17 protein-coding genes and 2 pseudogenes are annotated in these 23,096 nt (G+C 59.6%); 8 read left to right on the top strand and 11 right to left on the bottom strand.

What is annotated here, in order from left to right; translation table 11 throughout:
- Nucleotides 1-6 precede the first annotated feature (6 nt).
- The 3 genes from E1573_RS21855 to E1573_RS21845 are packed head-to-tail and all read left to right on the top strand — an operon-like array spanning nt 7 to nt 2,716.
- Nucleotides 7-915, top strand: a complete 909-nt coding sequence (locus E1573_RS21855) for a glycine betaine ABC transporter substrate-binding protein (protein ID WP_133216638.1) — start codon at nt 7-9, stop codon at nt 913-915.
- The gene (locus tag E1573_RS21850) at nt 912-1,565 is read left to right on the top strand and encodes an ABC transporter permease (RefSeq protein ID WP_133216637.1); all 654 of its coding nucleotides are present in this window, start codon (nt 912-914) and stop codon (nt 1,563-1,565) included. Before E1573_RS21855 ends, E1573_RS21850 begins: the two co-directional genes overlap by 4 nt.
- The gene (locus tag E1573_RS21845) at nt 1,562-2,716 is read left to right on the top strand and encodes a betaine/proline/choline family ABC transporter ATP-binding protein (RefSeq protein ID WP_133216636.1); all 1,155 of its coding nucleotides are present in this window, start codon (nt 1,562-1,564) and stop codon (nt 2,714-2,716) included. The genes E1573_RS21850 and E1573_RS21845 overlap by 4 nt, the downstream gene beginning before the upstream one ends.
- A gap of 99 nt (nt 2,717-2,815) precedes the next feature.
- Here the strand turns inward: E1573_RS21845 and E1573_RS21840 are convergent, their stop codons facing one another.
- The 3 genes from E1573_RS21840 to E1573_RS21830 all read right to left on the bottom strand — a co-directional run bounded on the left by E1573_RS21840 (nt 2,816) and on the right by E1573_RS21830 (nt 6,859).
- Nucleotides 2,816-5,269 (bottom strand): TonB-dependent siderophore receptor, encoded by a 2,454-nt coding sequence (locus E1573_RS21840; protein WP_177494596.1) that lies wholly within the window; start codon nt 5,267-5,269, stop codon nt 2,816-2,818.
- 109 nt (nt 5,270-5,378) lie between these two features.
- Nucleotides 5,379-6,353: a FecR family protein gene (locus E1573_RS21835; protein ID WP_133216635.1), complete on the bottom strand. Its 975-nt coding sequence runs from the start codon at nt 6,351-6,353 to the stop codon at nt 5,379-5,381.
- Nucleotides 6,354-6,370: 17 nt separating this feature from the next.
- A complete protein-coding gene (locus tag E1573_RS21830; protein WP_133216634.1) occupies nt 6,371-6,859 on the bottom strand; it encodes a sigma-70 family RNA polymerase sigma factor in 489 nt (162 codons plus the stop codon).
- A 649-nt stretch (nt 6,860-7,508) separates the two neighbouring features.
- On the opposite strand from E1573_RS21830, the gene E1573_RS21825 reads away from it, so the two are divergent.
- The 3 genes and pseudogenes from E1573_RS21825 to E1573_RS21815 all read left to right on the top strand — a co-directional run.
- Nucleotides 7,509-8,672 (top strand): type III PLP-dependent enzyme, encoded by a 1,164-nt coding sequence (locus E1573_RS21825; RefSeq protein WP_133216633.1) that lies wholly within the window; start codon nt 7,509-7,511, stop codon nt 8,670-8,672.
- A gap of 197 nt (nt 8,673-8,869) precedes the next feature.
- A pseudogene (locus E1573_RS21820) lies at nt 8,870-9,073 on the top strand (type III PLP-dependent enzyme); the annotation flags it as partial.
- A 200-nt stretch (nt 9,074-9,273) separates the two neighbouring features.
- Nucleotides 9,274-9,477, top strand: a pseudogene (locus tag E1573_RS21815) (type III PLP-dependent enzyme); the annotation flags it as partial.
- Nucleotides 9,478-9,612: 135 nt separating this feature from the next.
- Here E1573_RS21815 and E1573_RS21810 read toward each other — a convergent pair.
- Complete coding sequence (locus E1573_RS21810) at nt 9,613-10,371, bottom strand: tetratricopeptide repeat protein (protein WP_133216632.1); 759 nt, start codon at nt 10,369-10,371, stop codon at nt 9,613-9,615.
- A gap of 3 nt (nt 10,372-10,374) precedes the next feature.
- Nucleotides 10,375-11,055 carry a Fe2+-dependent dioxygenase gene (locus E1573_RS21805; RefSeq protein WP_133216631.1) on the bottom strand — a complete coding sequence of 227 codons (681 nt, stop codon included), beginning with the start codon at nt 11,053-11,055 and terminating at the stop codon, nt 10,375-10,377.
- Nucleotides 11,056-11,272: 217 nt separating this feature from the next.
- On the opposite strand from E1573_RS21805, the gene E1573_RS21800 reads away from it, so the two are divergent.
- Both E1573_RS21800 and E1573_RS21795 read left to right on the top strand, forming a co-directional pair.
- Nucleotides 11,273-13,573, top strand: a complete 2,301-nt coding sequence (locus E1573_RS21800; RefSeq protein WP_133216630.1) for a TonB-dependent siderophore receptor — start codon at nt 11,273-11,275, stop codon at nt 13,571-13,573.
- 104 nt (nt 13,574-13,677) lie between these two features.
- Nucleotides 13,678-16,230 carry a sulfite reductase flavoprotein subunit alpha gene (locus E1573_RS21795; protein ID WP_133216629.1) on the top strand — a complete coding sequence of 851 codons (2,553 nt, stop codon included), beginning with the start codon at nt 13,678-13,680 and terminating at the stop codon, nt 16,228-16,230.
- A gap of 74 nt (nt 16,231-16,304) precedes the next feature.
- Here E1573_RS21795 and E1573_RS21790 read toward each other — a convergent pair whose 3' ends face one another.
- The 6 genes from E1573_RS21790 to hisS all read right to left on the bottom strand — a co-directional run bounded on the left by E1573_RS21790 (nt 16,305) and on the right by hisS (nt 23,079).
- Nucleotides 16,305-17,096 carry an amidohydrolase gene (locus tag E1573_RS21790; RefSeq protein WP_133216628.1) on the bottom strand — a complete coding sequence of 264 codons (792 nt, stop codon included), beginning with the start codon at nt 17,094-17,096 and terminating at the stop codon, nt 16,305-16,307.
- Complete coding sequence (locus E1573_RS21785; protein ID WP_133216627.1) at nt 17,084-18,232, bottom strand: pyridoxal phosphate-dependent aminotransferase; 1,149 nt, start codon at nt 18,230-18,232, stop codon at nt 17,084-17,086. Before E1573_RS21785 ends, E1573_RS21790 begins: the two co-directional genes overlap by 13 nt.
- 152 nt (nt 18,233-18,384) lie before the next feature.
- Nucleotides 18,385-19,848: a ribosome biogenesis GTPase Der gene (gene der, locus E1573_RS21780; RefSeq protein WP_133216626.1), complete on the bottom strand. Its 1,464-nt coding sequence runs from the start codon at nt 19,846-19,848 to the stop codon at nt 18,385-18,387.
- A gap of 116 nt (nt 19,849-19,964) precedes the next feature.
- Nucleotides 19,965-21,107 carry an outer membrane protein assembly factor BamB gene (gene bamB / locus E1573_RS21775; RefSeq protein WP_218568392.1) on the bottom strand — a complete coding sequence of 381 codons (1,143 nt, stop codon included), beginning with the start codon at nt 21,105-21,107 and terminating at the stop codon, nt 19,965-19,967.
- 1 nt (nt 21,108) lies between these two features.
- On the bottom strand, nt 21,109-21,750 hold the full coding sequence (locus E1573_RS21770; protein WP_133216624.1) for a YfgM family protein: 642 nt from the start codon (nt 21,748-21,750) through the stop codon (nt 21,109-21,111).
- A 39-nt stretch (nt 21,751-21,789) separates the two neighbouring features.
- Nucleotides 21,790-23,079, bottom strand: coding sequence for a histidine--tRNA ligase (gene hisS, locus E1573_RS21765; RefSeq protein ID WP_133216623.1), 1,290 nt, complete (start codon nt 23,077-23,079; stop codon nt 21,790-21,792).
- Nucleotides 23,080-23,096: the final 17 nt, after the last annotated feature.

Here is a 23,096-nt window from a genome sequence, read left to right as displayed (position 1 = left end):
ACTCCAATGAAAAGAATCGCCTTGTTACTGGGCGCGGCCCTGCTGTTCTCGGGATTTGCCCAAGCCGCGACAAAGCCTGTGATTCGCCTCGGCGCGCGGGTGTTCACCGAGCAGAGCGTACTGGCCGAAATCACCGCCCATTACCTCAATCAGAATGGTTTCGACGTACGCATCACCGGCGGATTGGGCAGCAACCTGGCCCGCAGCGCCCATGAAACCGGACAGCTGGATCTGGTCTGGGAATACACCGGTGTATCGCTGGTGTCCTATAACCATATCGATGAGCGCATGCCCAGCGCGGCAGCCACCTATGCCAAGGTCAAAGCGCTGGACGCGAAAAAAGGCTTGGTCTGGCTGACACCTTCGAAGTTCAGCAACACCTACGCCCTGGCCTTGCCGCGCAAGATTGCTGAGCAGTACCCGCAGGTAAACACCATCAGCCAACTGAACCAGGTGCTGCGGGAAGAAAAGGACCGCGACCACGTGCTGGCCCTGGACACCGAGTTCGCCAACCGTCCCGATGGCCTGGTCGGTCTCACCGACACCTACGACTTGCAACTGACCCGCCGCAACATCCGTCAGATGGATGCAGGCCTGGTGTACACCGCCTTGCGCAACGGCCAGGTATTCAGTGGCTTGGTGTACACCACCGATGGCCGCCTGAGCGCCTTCAATCTGAAACTGCTCGAAGACGACAAACATTACTTCCCCGACTACACCGCCGCGCCCGTCGTACGCAAAGAAATTCTCGACGCTCACCCGCAGCTGGCCACCCTGCTCAAGCCACTGGCCGAGCAACTGGATGACCAAACGATGCGTGAGCTCAACGCCAAAGTCGACGTCGAGCACCAGAGCCCCGGCAAGGTCGCCACCGAGTACCTGCGCCAGCATCCACCCGCACAGGAGCAGCCATGACCATGCTCGATACCTTCGCTCACCTGGACTGGGCCCAGGTCCTGCACCTGACCTGGCAACACATCACGCTGGTCGGTATTGCCGTCAGCCTTGCCATCTTGTTCGGTGTGCCGCTGGGCATCCTGATGACCCGCTTTCCCGCCCTCGCCGGCCCGCTGCAAGCCTGCGCTACGGTTCTACTGACCATTCCGTCCATCGCCCTGTTTGGCTTGTTGCTGCCGTTCTATTCGAAGTTTGGCCAGGGGCTGGGACCATTACCGGCAATCACGGCGGTATTCCTCTATTCACTGCTGCCGATCCTGCGCAACACCTACCTGGCGCTGACCAATGTCGAGCCCGGTATCCGTGAAGCCGCGCGCGGCATCGGTATGACCTTCGGCCAACGCCTGCGCATGGTCGAGCTGCCCATCGCCGTGCCGGTGATCCTCGCCGGTGTGCGTACCGCCGTGGTGATGAACATTGGCGTCATGACCATCGCCGCCACCATTGGTGCCGGTGGCCTCGGCGTCCTGATCCTGACCTCCATCAGCCGTAGCGACATGTCGATGCTGCTAGTTGGCGCTGTACTGGTGAGCCTGTTGGCCATCTTTGCTGACCTGCTGCTGCAAACCCTGCAACGTGCCCTGACTCCAGAAGGACTGCGCAAATGATCGAACTTCAAAACCTGAGCAAGACCTTCCACGCCAACGGCAAAGACGTCAAAGCTGTCGATGCCGTGAGCCTGACCGTCAATGAAGGCGAGATTTGCGTATTCCTCGGCCCGTCCGGTTGCGGCAAGAGCACCACCTTGAAAATGATCAACCGCCTGATTACACCCACCTCAGGAAAGGTGCTGATCAACGGCGAAGACACCAGCGGCCTTGATGAAGTGACCCTGCGCCGGCGTATTGGTTATGTCATTCAGCAGATCGGCCTGTTCCCCAACATGACCATCGAAGAAAACATTACCGTGGTCCCGCGCCTGCTCGGCTGGGACAAACAAAAATGCCACGAGCGCGCCCGCGAGTTGATGAGCATGATCAAGCTTGAGCCCAAGCAATATTTGCAGCGCTACCCGCGTGAGCTATCGGGCGGCCAGCAACAGCGAATCGGCGTGATTCGCGCCCTGGCTGCCGAAGCTCCGTTGCTGTTGATGGACGAGCCATTCGGCGCAGTCGACCCGATCAACCGCGAGATGATCCAGAACGAATTCTTCGAGATGCAGCGTGCGTTGAACAAGACGGTGATCATGGTCAGCCATGACATCGACGAGGCGATCAAACTGGGCGACAAGATCGCCATTTTCCGCGCCGGCAAGCTGATCCAGATCGACCATCCCGACACGCTCCTGGCGCATCCGGCCGATGATTTTGTCAGCAACTTTGTCGGCCAGGACAGCACCCTCAAGCGCCTGCTGCTGGTACGTGCTGAAGACGCCGCCGACAACGCCCCGTCAGTGAGCCCGCAAACGCCGGTCAATGACGCACTGGAGCTGATGGACGAACACGACCGGCGCTACGTGGTGGTGACCGATGCGCAGAATAAAGCCACAGGCTACGTGCGCCGGCGCGACCTGCACCGCCAGCAAGGCAGCTGTGGTGACTTCCTGCGCCCCTTCAACGCCACCGCTGCCCACGATGAACACCTGCGGATCTTGCTGTCGCGCATGTATGAGTTCAATCGCTCGTGGTTGCCGGTGCTCGATGCCGAGCAGGTGTTTCTGGGAGAAGTAACACAGGAATCGATTGCCGCTTACCTGAGCTCAGGGCGCTCGCGCGGCGGCAAGACCAGTATCGTCTCCCCCGCTGAAGCCGTGGCCTGACACCACACCTGTAGGAGCGGGCTTGCCCCGCGATTGCGATATGACTGACAAATCGCAATCGCGGGGCAAGCCCGCTCCCACTCACAGCACCGGTTAGGGTTAGAAGCCTACGCTGGCCTGCACATAGAAGGTGCGCGGCTCACCCAGGTAGATCCCCGCGTTGTTATCGCTGGAACGGGTGTAGTACTGCTTGTCGAAGATGTTCTTCACCCCGGCAGCCAGTTTCAGGTTCGATAGTTGCGGGCCAAAGTCATAACCACCACGCGCCGCCCAAGTGACATAACCTGGGATGTCGCCGTACTGGCCATCAGCACTCGGCTCAGTGATGTAGTTGCCGTTGAAACTGCCGTCTTTGTTCATCCCGGTACCCGGCGCGCGCTGCTTCGATTGAGCAAAAGCATCGAGGTTCCAGGTCCAGCGGTTGATCTGGTAACGCAGGCCGGCAGTGGCTACTTGCCGCGAGTAGAACGGCAGGTCACGACCTTTGAAGCCTGGGATTTCACCTTCATAGGTGGCGCGGGTATAGGTGTACCCAGCGTTGGCGCTCAAGCCCTGCAAGCGCGGATCGAGGCCCGACAGGTCGTAGCGCACCGAGGCCTCGATACCTTGGTGCTTGGTGGCGCCGAGGTTGGTCCAGCCAATGTCATTGCTGATGTATTGCAGCTCATCGTCGAAGTCGATGTAGAACGCGGTCAGCTCACCACCCCAGATACCGTTGTTGTAGCGCGTACCGACTTCATAGGTCTTGGCTTTTTCCGGCTCCAGGCCATTGGCGGTCTGGTCGCCTTTGCCCCCCTGGCCCAACTGGAAGTACTGCAGGCTGCCGAATGAGGTTTCATAGTTGGCGAACAGCTTCCACTCATCAGACAGGTGATACATCACACTCAGCGCCGGCAACGGTTCGTTGCTGGTGATGCTGCGGTTTTTCTCTTGTACGCGCTTGCCATCCGTACCGATCACCGGGCGCTCATGCCAGTCGGTATTGATGTGTTCGAAACGGATCCCCGGCGTAATGGTCCAGTTACCCACATCGATCTTGTCGTCAATGTAGTAGGCACTGGCTTCAGTGCCACCGGTACGGTCCTGATAGACATGACCGTCAGAGCCCGGCTCCGGGGTCGGAACGTTGTCGATCAGAGCCAGGCGAGTAGCCTGCTCGTGCATGGCCTCTTTGAGGTAGCGATAACCGACACTGACTTCCTGGGTAGTCGGGCCGACGAAGAAGATCCGCGACAGGCGCGGCTCGATCCCGAAGGTGTGATAGCTGCGCGGGTACGACGACAAAGTCTTCTGGTCACGGGCGGCGATGCTGCTGCCACGGAAGCTGTCGGTGTAGTAGGTCAGAACTTCGAACTGGGTGACATCGTCGATCTGGCGCAGGTACTTGAGCGACACGTCTTTGCGGCGACCACTGAAGTTGTCGTAGTCACGGTCGGACTGATAGGGATCGTCGTCGAACTGCGCTTGGGTCAAACCGCCGGGCATGTCAGCCTTGGCGTCGTAATAGTGGAAGTTCAACCACAACTCATCGCTGTCGGTCACTGCCCAATGGGTTTTGAGCAGTACGTCATCGATGTCATTGTCGTTGTTACTGCTGCGGTAACCATTGCCATTGACTCCCGAGTACAGCAACGCTGCGCCCAGGCCGTTGTCGGCGGTACCACCGAGAAATGCCGACTCGATGTGCTTCCAGCCACCATGACGGGACGTTTCCATGGTGGTCGACAACTCGCCTGTGGCCTTTTCCGGAATCGCCCGGGTAACGAAGTTGATCACCCCGCCCACGTTTTGCGGGCCATAACGGACCGAGCCTGCGCCGCGCACAACGTCAATACTGTCGAGGTTGCCAGAGGAGATCGGCGCCATGGACAACTGCGGCTGACCATAGGGGGCGAAGGCTGCCGGGATGCCGTCGATCAGTACGGTGGAACGCGGAGACAAACGGGAAGTCAGGCCGCGTACGCCTACGTTCAATGCAATGTCACTGCCGCCGGTGCCGTTTGAGTCCTGCACCTGCACACCGGGAATGCCGCGCAGAGCATCACGCACGTTCATCGTGCCTTCTTCGATCATCGCCTCGCGACGAACCACGGTACGCGCGCCCGGGTGGTTCTGCACCACGGTTTCATCAGCGTTTCCCAGCCAGTCACCCACCACTTTGACGTCGGTGGGTGCCAGTTCGAGGCTGCCAGTGGTCAAGGTGCCTGCGCTCTGAGCCGGCTTGAGCACGACGGTGCCCTGGGAAATCTCGTAAGTCAGCCCACTGCCTTGCAGCAGCGCCTGCAGTGCCTGCTCCGGAGCCAACGTGCCGGAGACGGCCGGTGCTTGCTTGCCAGCGACCAGTTCCGGGCTGAAGAACAGTTGCAGCGAGGTTTGCTGTCCCAATTGGCTCAGGGCCGAGGCCAGCGGTTGGGCCTGGATCTGGATAGAGGTAGCTGGCTCGTCAGCGTAGCTGCTGGCGATGCCACCGTTGACCGCCAGGGCCAACGCCAGAGGTAACAATCGGGTACGCAAGCGTGGGGCAAAACGCGGGGAAAACTTGTTGTTGTTCACGTCTTCGAGAAATCCAAAAGGGCCGGATAAAATGCCATCTGCATGCAAATGGAAATGCTTGGCAGTTGCAGTTGGCCAGGAAGACGAACAACTGAAAAAAAACCTGAATTTATTTTGAAATTATTTCGCTGGAGCCGTCGGCGTGGGTCTTGATGGCCACTGGCAGGATGCTCGGCAGTGCTCGCAACAACGCATCCGTGTCGTCACTGCTGAAGGTGCTGCTCAGGCGTAGAGCACCAACTTTTCCTTCGCCGATCCGCAGGGGTTGGGCGCGATAGCGCGAGACTTCCTCGACCACTTCGCTCAACGGAGCGTCGTTGAACACCAGCTTGCCGTTGCGCCAGGCGGTCAGTGCAGCAGCGTCCACGGCATAAGGCTTGGCGACCGTACCCCGGGCATCGATCTGCGCGCCGAGCCCGGCTGTGAGTAACGCCTGGCTGGCATCAGCTCCTTGTACCTTGACCGAGCCTTGTTCCACTGCCACCCGGGTGCGCGTCGGGTCCAGGCGGACGTCGAAACGGGTGCCGGTGACGGTGACCGCGCCGTGACGGGTGTTCACAACAAATGGCCGAGCGGTATCGTGGGCAACGCTGAACATGACTTCGCCAGCCGTCAGGTCGATACGCCGTTGCCCGGCACTGAAGTCGACGCTGAGCTGCGTGCGGCCATTAAGCTCCAGATGCGAGCCATCGGGCAGGTCAATCTGGCGGCGCTCGTTGAGCGCAGTGTGAAGCTGATCTTGATAGTTGAGCTGATGGTGCTGCCAACCGAACCAGCCAAGCCCCACTGCCGCCGCAGCCACACCCGCAGCCAGCGCCTGCTGAATGAAACGCCGACGCGGTAATTGACGCACCGGCTCGGCTTGGCACAGCGCCTCAAGACGCACCCGCGCAATACCATCGGCTGCGCCCCAAAGCTGGGCGAGCACATCGTATTCGTACTGATGTTGAGGGTGCTGTGTCAGCCAGGCTTCGAACTGAGTCTGTACGTCTGCGCTCAACGTGCCATCGCAAGTGCGGGCAAACCATTGGGCGGCCTGATCGCGCACCGCTTCACGGCCACACAGGCACGCATCGTTATTCATGAAAACATTCGCCTGACTCATCTCGTTGACACATCCAGGTGCTCACGCAGATGCCGGAGCGTGCGAATCATATACTTTTCGACCATGTTCTTGGTCAAGCCCATGCGTTCGGCGATTTCGGCCTGGGTCAGCCCTTCGAGCTTCTGCCAGATGAACACGCGCCGGCAATTGAGCGGCAACAGCGCCAGTGCCCGCTCGACGCTGTCGGCCAGCTCGACGGCATGCATATAAGCCTCCGGGTCGCCACTGAGGTCGGTACCGGGATCAATGATGTCTTGCTCAACGGCCTGACGACGGTCTTCGCGGCGGTAGCCATCCACGGCAATGTTGCGCGCGGTCTGGTGCAGGTACGCGCGTGGCTGCTCGACCCCGGCCTGGTCATTTTCCAGCACCCGGACAAACGCATCATGCGCCAAATCCTCGGCCTGCTGGCGATTGCGCAACTTGCGCGTCCAGGTGCCGATCAGCTCATGGTAGTGGTCAAGGAAGCCTTTGTGTCGCGACACGGTGCGGGGGTCTTCGCCAAGCGTGAGGAATGACGCGAATAGTAATGTTTCTTATTAAGACGATCAATTGAAGTTCGTGGTGAGCGACGAAGCGTAATTCAGGCAAAAAAAATCTCGATTGAACATGTTGCTGGGCACGAAAAAAAAATTGAACGGCTACGGGTTTCACCGATGACAATGGCAAGCGCTCCACAAGCACTGTTCAGCGATTTTTTTGCCACTTTCGTCGCTAATTTCGCCGATTAGCAAGCACATCAACGAACTCACCGAATCACTGAACGTTCTTCGTGCTTTTCGGTATTTTTAACGCTTTTGTCACCAAATTGAACATCTACTGTTTACCTGGGTCGGTTACAAAGTGACTGTGCACGACGGGGCGACAAACGCGTGCGAAATCGCGACGTTTTTTGTTGATCTTGAGCCCCTCAGGTCCTAAAGTTCGCGCCGAACGTCCATGCTGGAAACGATCCATCCGGCTCAAGTACTGACGACGAGACAGCAAGGTCACCCGTAGCTCGCTTTATCACGCACGGTTGACCTTTTTGCTTTCGGCGACATGCCTTGGGAAGTAGGCGAACCAAAGTGGGGATACGGAGGGCGTTCAGTTGCAGCCACTTTTTCAATCAGTTTGCCCATGGAGTCCCTAAGCATGTCGATTCAGGTCGAAGACTACTTCGCGCGCGATACCTTCCAAAAAATGAAGGCGTTCGCCGACAAGCAAGAAACCCCGTTCGTGCTCATCGACACCCAGATGATCAGCCAGGCCTATGACGACCTGCGCGCCGGTTTCGAATTCGCCAAGGTCTACTACGCAGTCAAGGCCAACCCGGCCGTCGAGATCATCGACCTGCTCAAGGAAAAAGGCTCGAGCTTTGACATCGCCTCGATCTACGAGCTGGACAAAGTGCTCGGCCGTGGCGTCGGCCCTGATCGCATCAGCTACGGCAACACCATCAAGAAGTCCAAGGACATCCGCTACTTCTACGAGAAGGGCGTGCGTCTGTATGCCACCGACTCCGAGGCCGACCTGCGCAACATCGCCAAGGCGGCACCAGGCTCCAAGGTGTACGTGCGTATTCTCACTGAAGGTTCGACCACTGCCGACTGGCCACTGTCGCGCAAGTTCGGCTGCCAGACCGACATGGCCATGGACCTGCTGATCCTTGCCCGTGACCTGGGTCTGGTGCCTTACGGCATCTCGTTCCACGTGGGTTCGCAACAACGCGACATCAGCGTCTGGGATGCGGCTATCGCTAAAGTCAAAGTGATCTTCGAACGCCTGAAAGAAGAAGACGGCATCGAACTCAAGCTGATCAACATGGGCGGCGGCTTCCCGGCCAACTACATCACCCGTACCAACAGCCTGGAAACCTACGCCGAAGAAATCATCCGTTTCCTCAAGGAAGACTTCGGTGACGATCTGCCGGAAATCATCCTTGAGCCAGGCCGTTCGCTGATCGCCAACGCCGGCATTCTGGTCAGTGAAGTGGTGCTGGTAGCGCGTAAATCGCGTACCGCAGTCGAGCGCTGGGTCTACACCGACGTGGGTAAATTCTCCGGCTTGATCGAAACCATGGACGAGTCCATCAAGTTCCCGATCTGGACCGAGAAGAAAGGCGAAATGGAAGAAGTGGTCATCGCCGGCCCTACCTGCGACAGCGCCGACATCATGTACGAGCACTACAAGTACGGCCTGCCACTGAACCTGGCTATCGGTGACCGCCTGTACTGGCTGTCGACCGGTGCCTACACCACCAGCTACAGCGCTGTAGAGTTCAACGGCTTCCCGCCGCTGAAAGCCTACTACCTGTAATGAAAAAGGGGCCGAAAGGCTCCTTTTTTTCGGCCGGCTGATTAGCCAGCCCCCCCGGTGGGAGCGGGCTTGCCCCGCGATTCGCGTTTTACCTGACACACCGCGTCGCGGGGCAAGCCCGCTCCCACTGGCGATCAAGCCTGTGCTTGCAACTGCGCCAAACGTGCGGCATATGCCTGTGCCAAACGGCGAATTTTAGGAAAGGCGAAATGGAAGAAGTGGTCATCGCCGGCCCTACCTGCGACAGCGCCGACATCATGTACGAGCACTACAAATACGGCCTGCCACTGAACCTGGCTATCGGTGACCGCCTGTGCTGGCTGTCGACCGGTGCCTACACCACCAGCTACAGCGCTGTAGAGTTCAACGGCTTCCCGCCGCTGAAAGCCTACTACCTGTAATGAAAAAGGGGCCGAAAGGCCCCTTTTTTTCGGCCGGCTGATTAGCCAGTCCCCCCCCCGGTGGGAGCGGGCTTGCCCCGCGATTCGCGTTTTACCTGACACACCGCGTCGCGGGGCAAGCCCGCTCCCACTGGCGATCAAGCCTGTGCTTGCAACTGCGCCAAACGTGCGGCATATGCCTGTGCCAAACGGCGAATTTCAGGAAAGGCGAAATGGAAGAAGTGGTCATCGCCGGCCCTACCTGCGACAGCGCCGACATCATGTACGAGCACTACAAGTACGGCCTGCCACTGAACCTGGCTATCGGTGACCGCCTGTACTGGCTGTCGACCGGTGCCTACACCACCAGCTACAGCGCTGTAGAGTTCAACGGCTTCCCGCCGCTGAAAGCCTACTACCTGTAATGAAAAAGGGGCCGAAAGGCCCCTTTTTTTCGGCTGGCTGATTAGCCAGTCCCCCCCGGTGGGAGCGGGCTTGCCCCGCGATTCGCGTTTTACCTGACACACCGCGTCGCGGGGCAAGCCCGCTCCCACTGGCGATCAAGCCTGTGCTTGCAACTGCGCCAAACGTGCGGCATATGCCTGTGCCAAACGGCGAATTTCAGGCTGCTCGGCGAGTTCCAGCGCTGGCCCGGCTACTCGCAGGAAATTCGCGTTACCGCCCTCGAGCGCTTGTTGCAACCACTTCAAGGCATCTTGCGTGCGCCCTTGCGCCGCCAGTACTCCGGCATGACTGAACTGCCCACGAAAATCCCCGCCTTCTGCCGAACGCTGATACCAGCGCTGCGCGCTGTGTACATCACGCGGGCAATGCACGCCGTCTTCCAGATAACGCCCGAGCAGGTTCATCGACTTGGCGTGGCCCAGTTCGGCCGCCTGCCGATAACAGCTCAGTGCAGTTGCGTGATCCTGGATGACACCACGGCCAGTAGCCAGCAGATTGGCGTAGTTGTATAGCCCCCAGTCCAGCCCGGTACGCGCTGCCTGCCGGTAGTGTTGCGCCGCCTGGGCCTGATCCACCTCGCCGCCCCAGCCGTGCTCCAGGCAACGGCCGAGCATGTTGCAAGCCATCGCACTGCCACGCTCGGCGGCAATAGCAAACCAGCGGCGCGCCAAGCCTGGGTCTTTCTCGATGCCGCGACCGTCGAGCAGAATCTGCCCCAGCAAGAGCTGAGCCTCAACGAGGCCCTGCCCTGCTGCGGCTAATATCGCCTGCGCAGCCTTGGCCGGGCTGTGTTCAAGCATTTCGGTGAATTGGTCGCTGTCCAGCTCTTGCCGGTTCCGAAGTGCAAAGGCCATGAATCAGACCTCGACCCAGCGACGCAACAGGTTGTGGTAAGTGCCGGTGAGCTGAATCAACGCCGGGTGTTCGGGCACGTCTGCCGTCAGTGCCTGAATGGCGTTGTCCATCTCGAACAGCAACGCGCGCTGGCTGTCTTCACGCACCAGGCTCTGGGTCCAGAAAAACGCCGCGTAGCGTGCGCCACGGGTCACCGGATTGACCTTGTGCAAGCTGGTGCCCGGATAGAGCACCAGATCGCCCGCCGCCAGCTTCACCTGCTGTATGCCGTAAGTGTCCTGGATCACCAGCTCGCCGCCGTCATAGTCCTCTGGGTTGCTCAGAAACAGCGTTGAAGACAAGTCGGTACGCACCCGTTCGTGACTACCGCGAGGCTGGCGTAAAGCGTTGTCGATGTGGAAACCGAAATTGCCCCCTTCGCGATAGCAGTTGATCAACGGCGGAAACACCTTGTGTGGCAATGCCGCCGACATGAACTGTGGGTGCTGCCACAAGCGCTCGATCAACGCTGTGCCGATTTCCTTGGCCAACGGATGGCCTTCTGGCAGTTGCAAGTTGTGCTTGGCCTTGGCCGACTGGTAACCGGCGGTGATCTTGCCATCTGCCCACTCGGTCTGCTCCAGCGCTTCACGGATACGCACGACTTCCTCAGTAGAGAACAGTCCGGATATGTGTAGCAGCATGGCGCAGGCACCTGAGAGCAAATGGGATGCCAATGGTATTGATTCCCATTGACTCACCACAAGCCTTTTCAGATAGGCGCATCGATTCAGCCTAAAAGGCGCAAGGGAAAAATTGTAAAGATTGTAAATTTCAAACAAATAGCAATCTTTCTCAATTGTTACTCATAATTCATTACATTATATTTCGCGGCCTTTGAAACCGGGGAAGGGGACCACCATGCCGCGTCACTATGTGCCAACTGCTGTCAGTTCACCACGCTTGCTCGCCTCTGCCATCGGCGTGGCACTCACCGCCACCTCGGCAGCCCACGTGGCATATGCCGCAGAAGCCGAGCCAGCCAAGAACGGCGCGATTGCCCTGGACGCTACCAGCGTTACCGGACAGGCCGATGCGGCAAATACTGACTACAAAGTGGAAAGTGCTTCGTCGCCGAAGTACACCGCGCCGCTAATCGACATTCCGCGCAGCGTGACGGTGGTCCCTCAGCAAGTCATCAAGGACACCAACGCCCTTACACTTCAGGACGCCCTGCGCACTGTGCCGGGTATCACCATGGGTGCCGGTGAAGGTGGCAACCCATCGGGCGACCGCCCGTTCATTCGTGGTTTTGACTCCCAGGGTTCGATGTACCTTGACGGCGTGCGTGACACCGGTTCGCAAACCCGAGAAATCTTTGCCGTCGAATCGGTAGAAGTGGCCAAAGGCCCTAACTCGGCCATCGGCGGTCGCGGTGCTGCAGGTGGCACCATCAACCTGGTGAGCAAGCGCGCGCACTTGGGCAACTCCACCGACGGCGCATTCACCTGGGGTTCGGACCAGACCCAGCGTTACACCTTCGATGGCAACTATCAGTTCCTCGACACTGCGGCGTTCCGCCTGAACCTGATGAGCCACGAAAGCAATGTCGCCGGTCGCGACGAAGTCAATTACGACCGTTGGGGCGTAGCGCCATCGCTGGTCTTCGGCTTGGGCACAGAAACCCGTCTGTACCTGGACTACTACCACGTAGAAAGCAACGACCTGCCAGACTCTGGTATTCCGTACAGCCTCAAGTCCGGCAGCTCGGCCAACCGTACTTCGGCCAACCCGGACAAACCGATTGATGGCGGCGACAGCGACAACTTCTACGGCCTGGTCGATCGTGACTTCTACAAGAGCCGCGCAGACATCGCCACCATCGCTCTGGAGCATGACCTGAGCGACTCGCTGACGATCAAGAACACCCTGCGCCACGGCAGCACCCTGCAGGACTACATCTACAGTCAGCCTGATGACAGTAAAGGCAACATCCTCAAGGGTGAAGTCTGGCGCCGTCCGAACAACCGCGTGGCGAATACCAGCACCACCACCAACCAGACCGACCTGTTCGGTGAGGTATACATTGGTGGTTTCAAGAACACCTTCTCCACCGGTATCGAGCTGAGCCGCGAAGTCTCTAACAAAGAAGGCTATGACGTTACCGGATTCAAGTCAGGCGATTGCTCGACGGGTGAAGGCCTGATTCCTGGTGTGTGTACCTCGTTCCCTAACCCGGACCCAAATGAAGCATGGGGCGGTAGTGTTGCTCGTAATGACCTGGGTACCGATACTTCCGGTAGCACCCGTGCCATTTATCTGACAGACACGCTGGAACTGAACCCGGCCTGGTTGCTGACCATGGGCCTGCGTTACGACCACTTTGACACCAAGGCCAAGACCAAAGCCCTGGATAAAAAGGGTGCCGTTACTCAATTCAAAACCGAAGACACCAGCGAGTTCATCACCGGTCAACTGGGCCTGACCTGGAAGCCAACCGACAACGGTAGCGTTTACATTTCCTACGCGACCTCGGCAACGCCAGCCGGTGCTTCGTTGGGTGAAGGTAGCGACGGTAATCCACTGCTGACAGCCACCACTACCAGCGAGCTGAAGCCCGAAGAAACCACTAACTATGAAATTGGTACCAAGTGGGATCTGCTGGATCAACGCCTGAACCTGACCGCAGCGGTCTTCCGTACCGAGAAAGAAAACGCTCGTGTACTGGTTGATGCCAACACCTACCAGAACGCAGGTAAAAGCCGCGTTGATGGCCTGGAACTGACCGCTACCGGCAAGCTGACCAACAACTGGCAAGTGTTCGCCGGCTACACCTACCTGGACTCCGAACTGGTAGACGGCGGCGCCCAGACCGTGAACAAGGTGCTGGTCGACGGCTACAACGACGGCAACCAGATGCCCAACACGCCAAACAACAGTCTGACCTTGTGGACCACCTACAACGTCACGCCGAAACTCACCGTCGGCGGTGGTGCCTTCTATACAGACGACGTATTTGGCAACGTGACCAACAGCGTGATGGTCGACTCGTACTGGCGCTACGACGCGATGGCCAGCTACAAGCTGACCAAAAACGTCGACCTGCAGCTGAACGTCCAGAACCTCACCAACGAGGTCTACTACGACAAGGCTTACGCTGCTCACTACGCCAACCAGGCACCTGGGCGCACTGCCCTGCTGACCACCGCAGTGCACTTCTAAGCGCGCTGACCGGCAAGCCCCGTTCACTTCTGTGAGCGGGGCTTTTGTGTATCAAGGCATAATGTGCGACGCATTCGCATTTGCGGCAAAACAAGGTGATTGATGTGGTGAAGAAATCCCTGTTTCAACTGCACTGGTTCTTCGGCATAACCGCCGGCCTGGTGCTGGCCTTGATGGGTATTACCGGGGCAATCTGGGCATTCCAGGATGAACTCCTGCGCCTGTTCAACCCCGACGTGCTCAAGGTCGAAGTACGCCAGGAAGGCGTACTGCCCATGCCCGAGCTGGTTCGTCGAATCGAAGCCGAACAAGGCGACAAAGTGGCCATGCTCTCGGTGGCCACGGAAGGTGACACTGCGGCGCGCGTGTTCTTCACCCCACCGCCCGGACAACGCCGTGGCTTGATGCGCTACGCCGACCCGTACACCGGCAAGCTGCAAGGCGATGTCAGCGGTCAGGGCTTTTTCGACCTGATGCTGCAACTGCACCGTTTTCTGGCCATGGGCGATACCGGACGGCAGATCACCGGTGCCTGTACCCTGATGCTGATTTTCTTCTGCCTCTCTGGCCTGTACCTGCGCTGGCCGCGCCAGGCCCTGAACTGGCGGACCTGGTTAACACTGGACTGGGCCAGGAAAGGCCGCGCTTTCAACTGGGACCTGCACGCCGTGTTCGGCACCTGGTGCCTGCTGTTCTATCTGCTGTTCGCCCTCACAGGCTTGTTCTGGTCCTACGAATGGTACCGGGAAGGCCTGAACAAACTGCTTGCCGACGCTCCGGCGGCAGGCGAGCAACACAAGCGTGGTGAAGGCCGCGGCCGCCCAGGCGGCGCGCCGGGCAAAGACGCCAAACCTCTGGTGGTTGACTACGATGCCGTGTGGGCCAGCTTGCAGGCCGCCGCCGGTCCGAACATGACCAACTACAATTTGCGCCTGCCCCCGGCGGGTGGTCAGCCTGCGACGCTGTTCTACAGACTGCAAGGCGCAGCACACGAACGTGCGTTCAACACCCTGACCTTTGACCCGGCCACCGGCCAGGTGAAAAAGCTCGAACGCTACGACGACAAATCCTTCAAGGCGCAACTGTTGGCCAGCGTCTATGCGTTGCATGTAGGCAGCTATTTTGGCCTGACCGGACGGATTCTGTTTGCCATCGCCAGCCTGACCATGCCGTTGTTCTTCGTCACTGGCTGGTTGCTGTACCTCGACCGCCGTCGCAAAAAACGCCAGGTGCGCGCGGCCCGCAGCAACCTGCGGCCCTCCGCTGTTGAAGGCAACGGTTGGCTGGTGGGCTTCGCCAGCCAGAGTGGCTTTGCCGAACAGTTGGCCTGGCAGACCGCCGGGCAATTGCAGGCCGCCGGCCTGCCGGTGCAGGTGCGCCCACTGGCCGAACTGACCGAAAGCGATCTGCATCAGGCTGAGCGCGCATTGTTCGTGGTCAGTACCTTCGGGGATGGTGAGGCACCCGATAGTGCACGCGGCTTCGAACGCAAAGTGCTCGGCCAGCCATGGGCGCTGAGCAATCTGAACTACGCGTTGCTGGCATTGGGCGACCGCCAGTATCCACACTTCTGTGGCTTTGCCCGCCGTCTGCAGGCCTGGCTTGGCGAGCGTGGGGCTACCAGTGCTTTCGCCACGGTGGAAGTCGACAGCGCCGACCCAGCCTCTTTGCAGCTGTGGCAGCAGCAACTGGCACAGTTGACCGGCAGCACGCCACCGGCTGCCTGGCAGGCGCCTGCCTTTGATAACTGGACACTGACTCAGCGCCAATTGATGAACCCCGGCAGCCAAAGCTCGGCGGTTTATCTGCTTGGGCTGACACCACCGCAGCCAATGCAATGGCAGGCGGGTGATCTGGTCGAGATCCTGCCGCGTAATAATCCGCAGAGCGTCGAACACTTCCTGCGTGGGCTGGGCCTTGATGGTGAATCGCGTGTCGAAGTCGAAGGTTTGCAGGAAAGCCTGCTTCAAGCGCTGGGTGGTCGTCAGTTGCCCAACAGCCGCGAACACTTGGTCGGCCTGCACGCCCAGGCGTTGGTGGATGCATTGATCCCACTGGCAGCGCGGGAGTACTCGATCGCCTCGATTGCCAGCGATGGCGTTCTGGAGTTGATCGTGCGCCAGGAACGCCACCCCGATGGCAGCCTGGGGCTGGGTTCAGGCTGGCTGACTGAATATCTGGCTGTGGATAACAGCGTCAGCCTGCGTCTGCGCAACAACAGCGGGTTCCACCTGCCGGCACCAACCACCCCGACGATCCTGATCGGTAACGGTACCGGCCTGGCCGGTTTGCGCAGCCTGCTCAAAGCTCGCATCGCCGCAGGCGAATCACGCAACTGGTTGCTGTTCGGCGAGCGTAACCAGGCCCATGACTTCCTCTGTGGTGAAGAACTGCAAGGTTGGCTGCGCACGGGCGAACTGGCGCGGTTGGACCTGGCGTTTTCGCGTGATCAGGCACACAAGGTCTACGTGCAGGATCGCTTGCGCGAACAGGCGGCTGAATTGCGTCGCTGGCTGGAAGAAGGGGCGTCGATCTACATTTGCGGCAGCCTGCAGGGCATGGCCAGCGGCGTCGATGCGGTGCTCAACGAAGTGCTCGGGACAGCTGAGGTCGAACAGTTGGTCGAGTCGGGGCGTTATCGCCGCGACGTGTATTGAATGATCGCGGGGCAAGCCCGCTCCCACAGGAATTACTTCCAACCTGTAGGAGCGGGCTTGCCCCGCGATTGTCTTTAATGCAGTTCGAAAGTGTCGGCATCCAGATTGGCCGGAAAGCGCGTGCGATACGCCGCCAGATCGGCCGAACTCAGCACCGCAGTAAACACCCCGTCCGCTTCCCCTGCACTGAGCAGGCTCTCTCCCTGGAAATCGAGCACCTGGCTGTCGCCTGAATAGGCAAAGCCCTTACCGTCGGTACCCACCCGGTTCACCGCCGCCACATAACACAGGTTTTCAATGCCCCGGGCAGGCAACAAGCGATTCCAGTGTTGGCGACGTGCTGCTGGCCAGTTGGCGGTGTACAGCAACAGGTCGGTGTCCTGCGCATCACGGCTCCACACCGGGAATCGCAGGTCGTAGCAAATCAGCGCGCGCACCCGCCAGCCCTTCACCTCGAACTGCACCTGACGTTCGCCCGGGGTGTAGTGCTTATGCTCACCGGCCATGCGGAACAGGTGGCGCTTGTCATAAAACAGGATCTCGCCATCCGGACGGGCCCAGAGCAAGCGGTTGCGATGGCTGCCGTCAGCAGCCTGGATGATCACACTGCCAGTAACAACGGCATCGAGCTTTTTCGCCTGGGCCTTCAGCCATTTATAGGTAGGGCCGTTTTCCGGCTCGGCCAGGCTTTCGGACTCCATCGAAAAGCCTGTGGTGAACATCTCCGGCAGGATGATCAGATCAGCCCCGCGGGCCTGCTCCAACAGACTTTCAAAATGCTCGTAGTTGGCCTGACGGTCGTGCCAGGCCAAGGCGGTCTGGACCAAGGCAACTTTCAAATTAGGCAGAGCACTCAGATCGCGCATAGCTTCTCCGCTGCCTGACGCAGCGTCTCCTCGCGTTTGGCAAAACACAGACGCACCAGGCGCTGTTCGGGAATGGGTTGCTGGTAAAACACCGACACCGGGATGGTCGCCACTCCGTGCTCGCGGGTGAGCCACAGGGACATATCGACGTCATTCAGGTCCGGGCGAATGGCCGAATAGTCGACCAGTTGAAAGTAGGTGCCGCTGGTACGGGTGAACTGGAAACGTGACGATTCCAACAAGTCACAGAACAGGTCGCGCTTGGCCTGATAGAAGCCCGGTAGCTCCTCAACATGCTCTGGATGCGCGGCCATGAAGTCGGCCAGTGCCCATTGCAACGGCGTCACACCACAGAAGTTGACGTACTGATGCACCTTGCGCAGCTCGGCGCTCAGGACGGGCGGTGCCACCACGTAGCCGGTTTTCCACCCAGTCACGTGATAGGTCTTACCAAATGAGCTAACGACGAAGGCCCGTTGGTACAACGCTTCAACAGCCAGCACGCTGGCGTGCTGCACCCCGTCGAACACCAGGTGTTCATACACCTCGTCGCTGATCAGATAGATATCGCGCTCGGCAATCAATAGTGCCAGCTTGTCCAGATCATCGCGGCTGATCAGCGCACCACTGGGGTTGTGTGGCGAATTCAGGATAATCATGCGCGTGCGCGGGCTCAGTGCGTCGGTGAGCTTCTGCCAGTCAATGGCAAATTGCCCGTCGGTGAGCTGCACATGCACACAGCGCCCCCCGGCCAGTTCGACTGCAGGCTCGTAGCTGTCGTAGCAGGGGTCGAAGACGATCACTTCGTCGCCGCTGCGAACCACGGCATGAATAGCGCAAAAGATCGCCTCAGTGGCGCCGGGAGTAATGGTGATTTCCGTCTCGGCATTAACACTCACACCGTAGCTACGGGCAATCTTGGTCGCGACTTGCTCACGCAGCGCGGGCAGGCCGGTCATCGGACAATACTGGTTGTGGCCGGCACTGACATGCCGACCGACCGCATCAAGCAACGCCTGAGGGCCATTGAAATCGGGGAACCCCTGGGACAGGTTCAAGGCGCCGGTTTGCACGGCGAGCTGGGACATGGTGGTAAAGATGGTCGTGCCGACGTTCGGCAACTTGCTGCTGATCATGGAGCCCTCTTTCCTGCAGAACAATCCGGCGTTCAAGAGACCGAGCATAGCGGATTGAATGGTCAGGAAAAAGGTTGTAACGGTCGCAGCCTGATCGCGGGGAAGCCCGCTCCCACAGCCTCTGGTGGGAGCGGGCTTGCCCCGCGATGCGCTTAACGCTTGTCTCTGCGCTTCTTCTCGGCTTTCTTGTGGTGCGACATCAAGCGACGCTTCTTGTTGACCTGGCGGTCGGTCAAGGTGTTCTTGTTGCCTTCGTACGGGTTGTCACTACCCTTGTACTCGATACGGATCGGCGTACCGACCAGTTTGAGCACCCGGCGGTAAGTGTTTTCCAGGTAGCGCGAGTACGACTTGGGTACCTTCTCGACCTGGTTACCGTGGATCACGATGATCGGCGGGTTGGCACCACCAAGGTGGGCATAACGCAGCTTGATCCGACGACCATTGACCATCGGCGGCTGGTGATCGCTGACAGCGTCTTCGAGGATCTGGGTCAGACGGCTGGTTGGCCAGCGGGTGACCGCCGACTTGAACGACGCCTGTACCGATTTGTACAGGTTGCCCACGCCAGTGCCGTGCAGCGCTGAGATGAAGTGAATGTCGGCGAAGTCGACGAAGAACAACCGGCGCTCAAGCTCGGTCTTCACATAGTCGCGCTCGCTCGGCTGCATGCCGTCCCACTTGTTCAGGGCGATGACAATGGCACGACCGGCTTCCAGGGCAAAACCCAGCAGGTTGAGGTCATGGTCAACCACGCCTTCGCGGGCATCCATGACGAAGATCACCACGTTGGCGTCTTTGATCGCCTGCAGGGTTTTCACCACCGAGAACTTTTCAACTTCTTCGTGGATCTTGCCGCGCTTGCGCACCCCGGCGGTGTCGATCAGGGTGTACTTCTCTTCATCCCGCTCAAACGGAATGTAGATACTGTCGCGCGTGGTGCCCGGCTCGTCGTAAACCACCACACGCTCTTCACCGAGCATGCGGTTGACCAGGGTCGACTTGCCGACGTTGGGGCGACCGATGATGGCGATCTTGATGCCATCTTTCTCGCTCGGCCCCGGAATGCGCACGGCCTCTTCGCCTTCAGCGACGTCTTCGTCGAGGGCTTCGTCTTCTTTGTCGCGCGGTACCTCGCTTAGTACCAGCTCCATCAAGGCGTTGATGCCACGGCCCTGGGAACCAGCCACGGGAATGGCGTTGCCCATGCCCATCGGGGCGAACTCGGCACGGGCGGTGTCCGGATCGATGTTGTCGATCTTGTTGGCCACCAGGAACGACTGCTTGTTACGTTTGCGCAGGTGCTCGGCAATCATCTGGTCGGCGGCGGTCATGCCGGCACGGGCATCGACCAGGAAGAGCACGTAGTCGGCTTCTTCAATGGCCATCAGCGACTGCTCGGCCATTTTCTCGTCCATGCCCACTTCATCACCGGTGATACCACCGGTGTCGATCAGGATGTAAGTACGACCCTGCCAGCGGGCTTCGCCGTACTGGCGGTCACGGGTCAGCCCAGACAGATCGCCGACGATTGCATCGCGGGTCTTGGTCAGGCGGTTGAACATGGTGGATTTACCGACGTTCGGTCGGCCCACCAGGGCGATTACGGGAACCATGCGGCTCTCCATTGCATAAATTCAGAAAATACAAAGGCCGCTGCACTGCAGCGGCCGGAGTTCGGGCGGCACCCAAAGTGCCGCAGCCCGAGGCCTGTACGGCCTCAAGCATAGCCTCAGCGAATGGTCAGCGCCTCGAGCTTGCCACTGTTGCCGTACACATAGATGGTGTCACCCACCACCAGTGGACGGGCACGCAGGCCATCGCTATCGATACGCTCACGGCCGACGAAACGGCCATCAACCTGGCTGAGCAGGTGCAGGTAGCCTTCCAGGTCACCTACCGCTACATAGCTGGAGAACACTTCCGGCGCCGACAGTTGGCGACGCGCCAGGGAGTCGTTGCTCCACAGGGCACTCGAGGAACGCTCATCGATACCTTCCACGGTACCCGAAGCCTGGCTCACGTAGACGTTACCGAAACCCTGAGCCACACCGGTGTAGCTGGAAGCATCACGCTGCCACATCACCCGGCCACTCTCCAGATCCAGGCCGGCAACCCGACCCTGGTAGCTGGCTACGTACAGGGTACCGCCAGACAACAGCAGACCGCCGTCGATGTCGACAACACGATCAAGCTCCGAACGGCCTTGCGGAATGGCAACACGCTGTTCCCAGACCGGCACACCGTTACGGGTGTCCAGTGCGATTACTTTACCGGTGGACAGGCCCGCGACCGCCAGATGGTTGGTCACGATCGGTGCACCGGTACCACGCAAAGTCAGTACCGCCGGGGTGCTTTCGTAGATCCAGCGACGGTCACCGGTGCTGGCGTCCAGGCCAATCACACGGTCATCCTGGGTTTGCACTACGACCACGTCACCGTTGCTGGCAGGCGGCGCCAGAACTTCACTGGTCACGCGCGAACGCCAGCGTTCTTCACCCGTGCTGGCATCCAACGCGATCACATCACCGCGCAAGGTGCCCAGCATGACCAGGCCGTAACCGACACCTACAGCGCCGGAGACAGGCAGTTCGAGGTCTTTTTTCCAGGCCACATCGCCATTGTTGCGGTCCATGGCCATTACCACGCCAGTGACATCGGCGGCGTAGATGCGATCGTTCTCGATCGCCGGAACCAGCATATTGAAGGTCTCGCCCTGACCGTCACCGATCGAGCGGCTCCACTGCTTCTTCAGGACCACTTCTTCGGTGAACTTGGTCAGCTCGGCCGGTGGCAATTCCTTTTTGCTGTTGCTGCTGCAACCCACGGCCAGAAGGGCCAGGGTCAGCACTGCTGCATGTTTCCAACCGATCACGTCACGCATCCCCTTTGGCCAGGTCGTCGAGCTTGAGTTGCAAACCACCGATCGCAGCGTCATCAGACAGCGCGGCCTTGGCCTTTTCATAAGCGGCATGAGCATCAGCAGCACGCCCCAACTGTACCAGCAGGTCACCTTTGAGCTCTTCGCGGCTAGCCAGGAACGCTTTGTCGGCGTCGCCGTCGAGCAGTTTCAGCGCTTCTTCAGCCTTGCCCTGGGCAGCCATGACACGGGCCAGACGCTGACGGGCGATTTCGCCCAGGGTCGCGTCGGCAGGTTTGTCCATGATCGCCTTCAGCTCAGCGGCGGCGTCATCCAGCTTGCCGGCTTCGACCGCGACTTTAGCCACGAACAGGCTGCCGTACTGGGCGTAAGCGGAACCACCAAACTCGTTCTTGAGCTTGCCGGACAGTTCAGCAACCTTGGCAGCATCCGGCTCGCCACTTGGCGTCAGGGTGGTTTCCAGCAAGGCCTGATAAAGGTTCGAGGCGCCTTGCGACTGGTTGCCCTGGTACTTCTGGAAGGCTTGCCAGCCAAACACTATCACCAGTGCCAGCAGGCCGCCGGTTACCAGTGGCTTGCCATTACGCTGCCACCAGTCCTTGAATGCCGCCAGCTGTTCATCATCGGTACTCGACACCCCAATACTCCTTTTCACCAAATCGGCTGTTGAACCGCTTCACGCCTGCGCGAGGGAAGCTTCCAGGTGCTCTGCCAGAGCATCCCAGGCAATGTTTTGTTGTTCGCCCTGGCCACGCAGGGGTTTGAAACCTACCACTTGTTGCGCCAGTTCGTCGTCCCCCAGGATCAAGGCGAACAGCGCATTGCTCTTGTCGGCCTTCTTGAACTGGCTCTTGAAGCTGCCAGCGCCGGCATTGACCTGCAGACGCAGGTTCGGCAAGCGGTCGCGCAGACGCTCGGCCAGGGCCAGGCCTGCCAGCTCCGCCTGCTCACCAAAGGCGCACAGGTAGACATCAACCGTACGATGGATCGACTCAGGTACCTGCTCCAGGGTTTCCAGCAGCAGGATCAGGCGCTCGATACCCATGGCGAAACCAACGCCCGGGGTCGGCTTGCCACCCATTTGTTCAACCAGGCCGTCGTAGCGACCACCGGCACAGACTGTGCCCTGGGAGCCGAGCTTGTCGGTGACCCACTCGAACACCGTCTTGCTGTAGTAATCGAGGCCACGCACCAGCTTGGTGTTGATCACGAACGGGATACCGGCGGCATCCAGTCGGGCTTTGAGGCCTTCGAAATGCACCCGCGACTCTTCGTCCAGGTAGTCTTCAAGCTTCGGTGCACCAACCAGTACCGCCTGGGTATTGGCATCTTTACTGTCAAGGATGCGCAACGGGTTGGTTTTCAGACGGCGCTGGCTGTCTTCGTCCAGTTGCTCCAGACGTGCCGAGAGGAACTCGACCAGTGCATCACGGTAGCGGGCACGTGCTTCGCTGGTGCCCAGGCTGTTGAGCTCGAGCTTGACGGCGTCGCGAATGCCCAGCAGGCCCCACAGACGCCAGGTGAGCACGATCAGCTCGGCATCGATGTCCGGACCGTCGAGGTTGAACACTTCGACGCCGATCTGGTTGAACTGGCGGTAACGCCCCTTCTGCGGACGCTCGTGGCGGAACATCTGACCGATGTACCATAGCTTCTGCACCTGGCCACCACCGGTGATGCCATGTTCGAGCACCGCCCGAACACAGGCTGCGGTGCCTTCCGGACGCAGGGTCAGGGAGTCACCGTTACGGTCGGCAAAGGTGTACATCTCTTTTTCGACGATGTCGGTTACTTCACCGATCGAGCGTTTGAACAGCTCGGTGAACTCGACAATCGGCGTGCGGATCTGACGGTAGCCGTAGGTGTCCAGCAGGCTGGCCACGGTGCTCTCGAAGTAGCGCCACAGCGGAGTCTGCTCGGGCAGGAGGTCGTTCATGCCACGGATGGCTTGTAGCGATTTGCTCACGGAAAATCCTTACGAAT

Origin of the sequence: Pseudomonas sp. H9, from assembly GCF_004353925.1 — a bacterium.
Classification (GTDB): Bacteria; Pseudomonadota; Gammaproteobacteria; order Pseudomonadales; family Pseudomonadaceae; genus Aquipseudomonas.
Note: the sequence above shows the minus strand (reverse complement) of the source record. Positions and strands in the feature narration are given on the sequence as shown.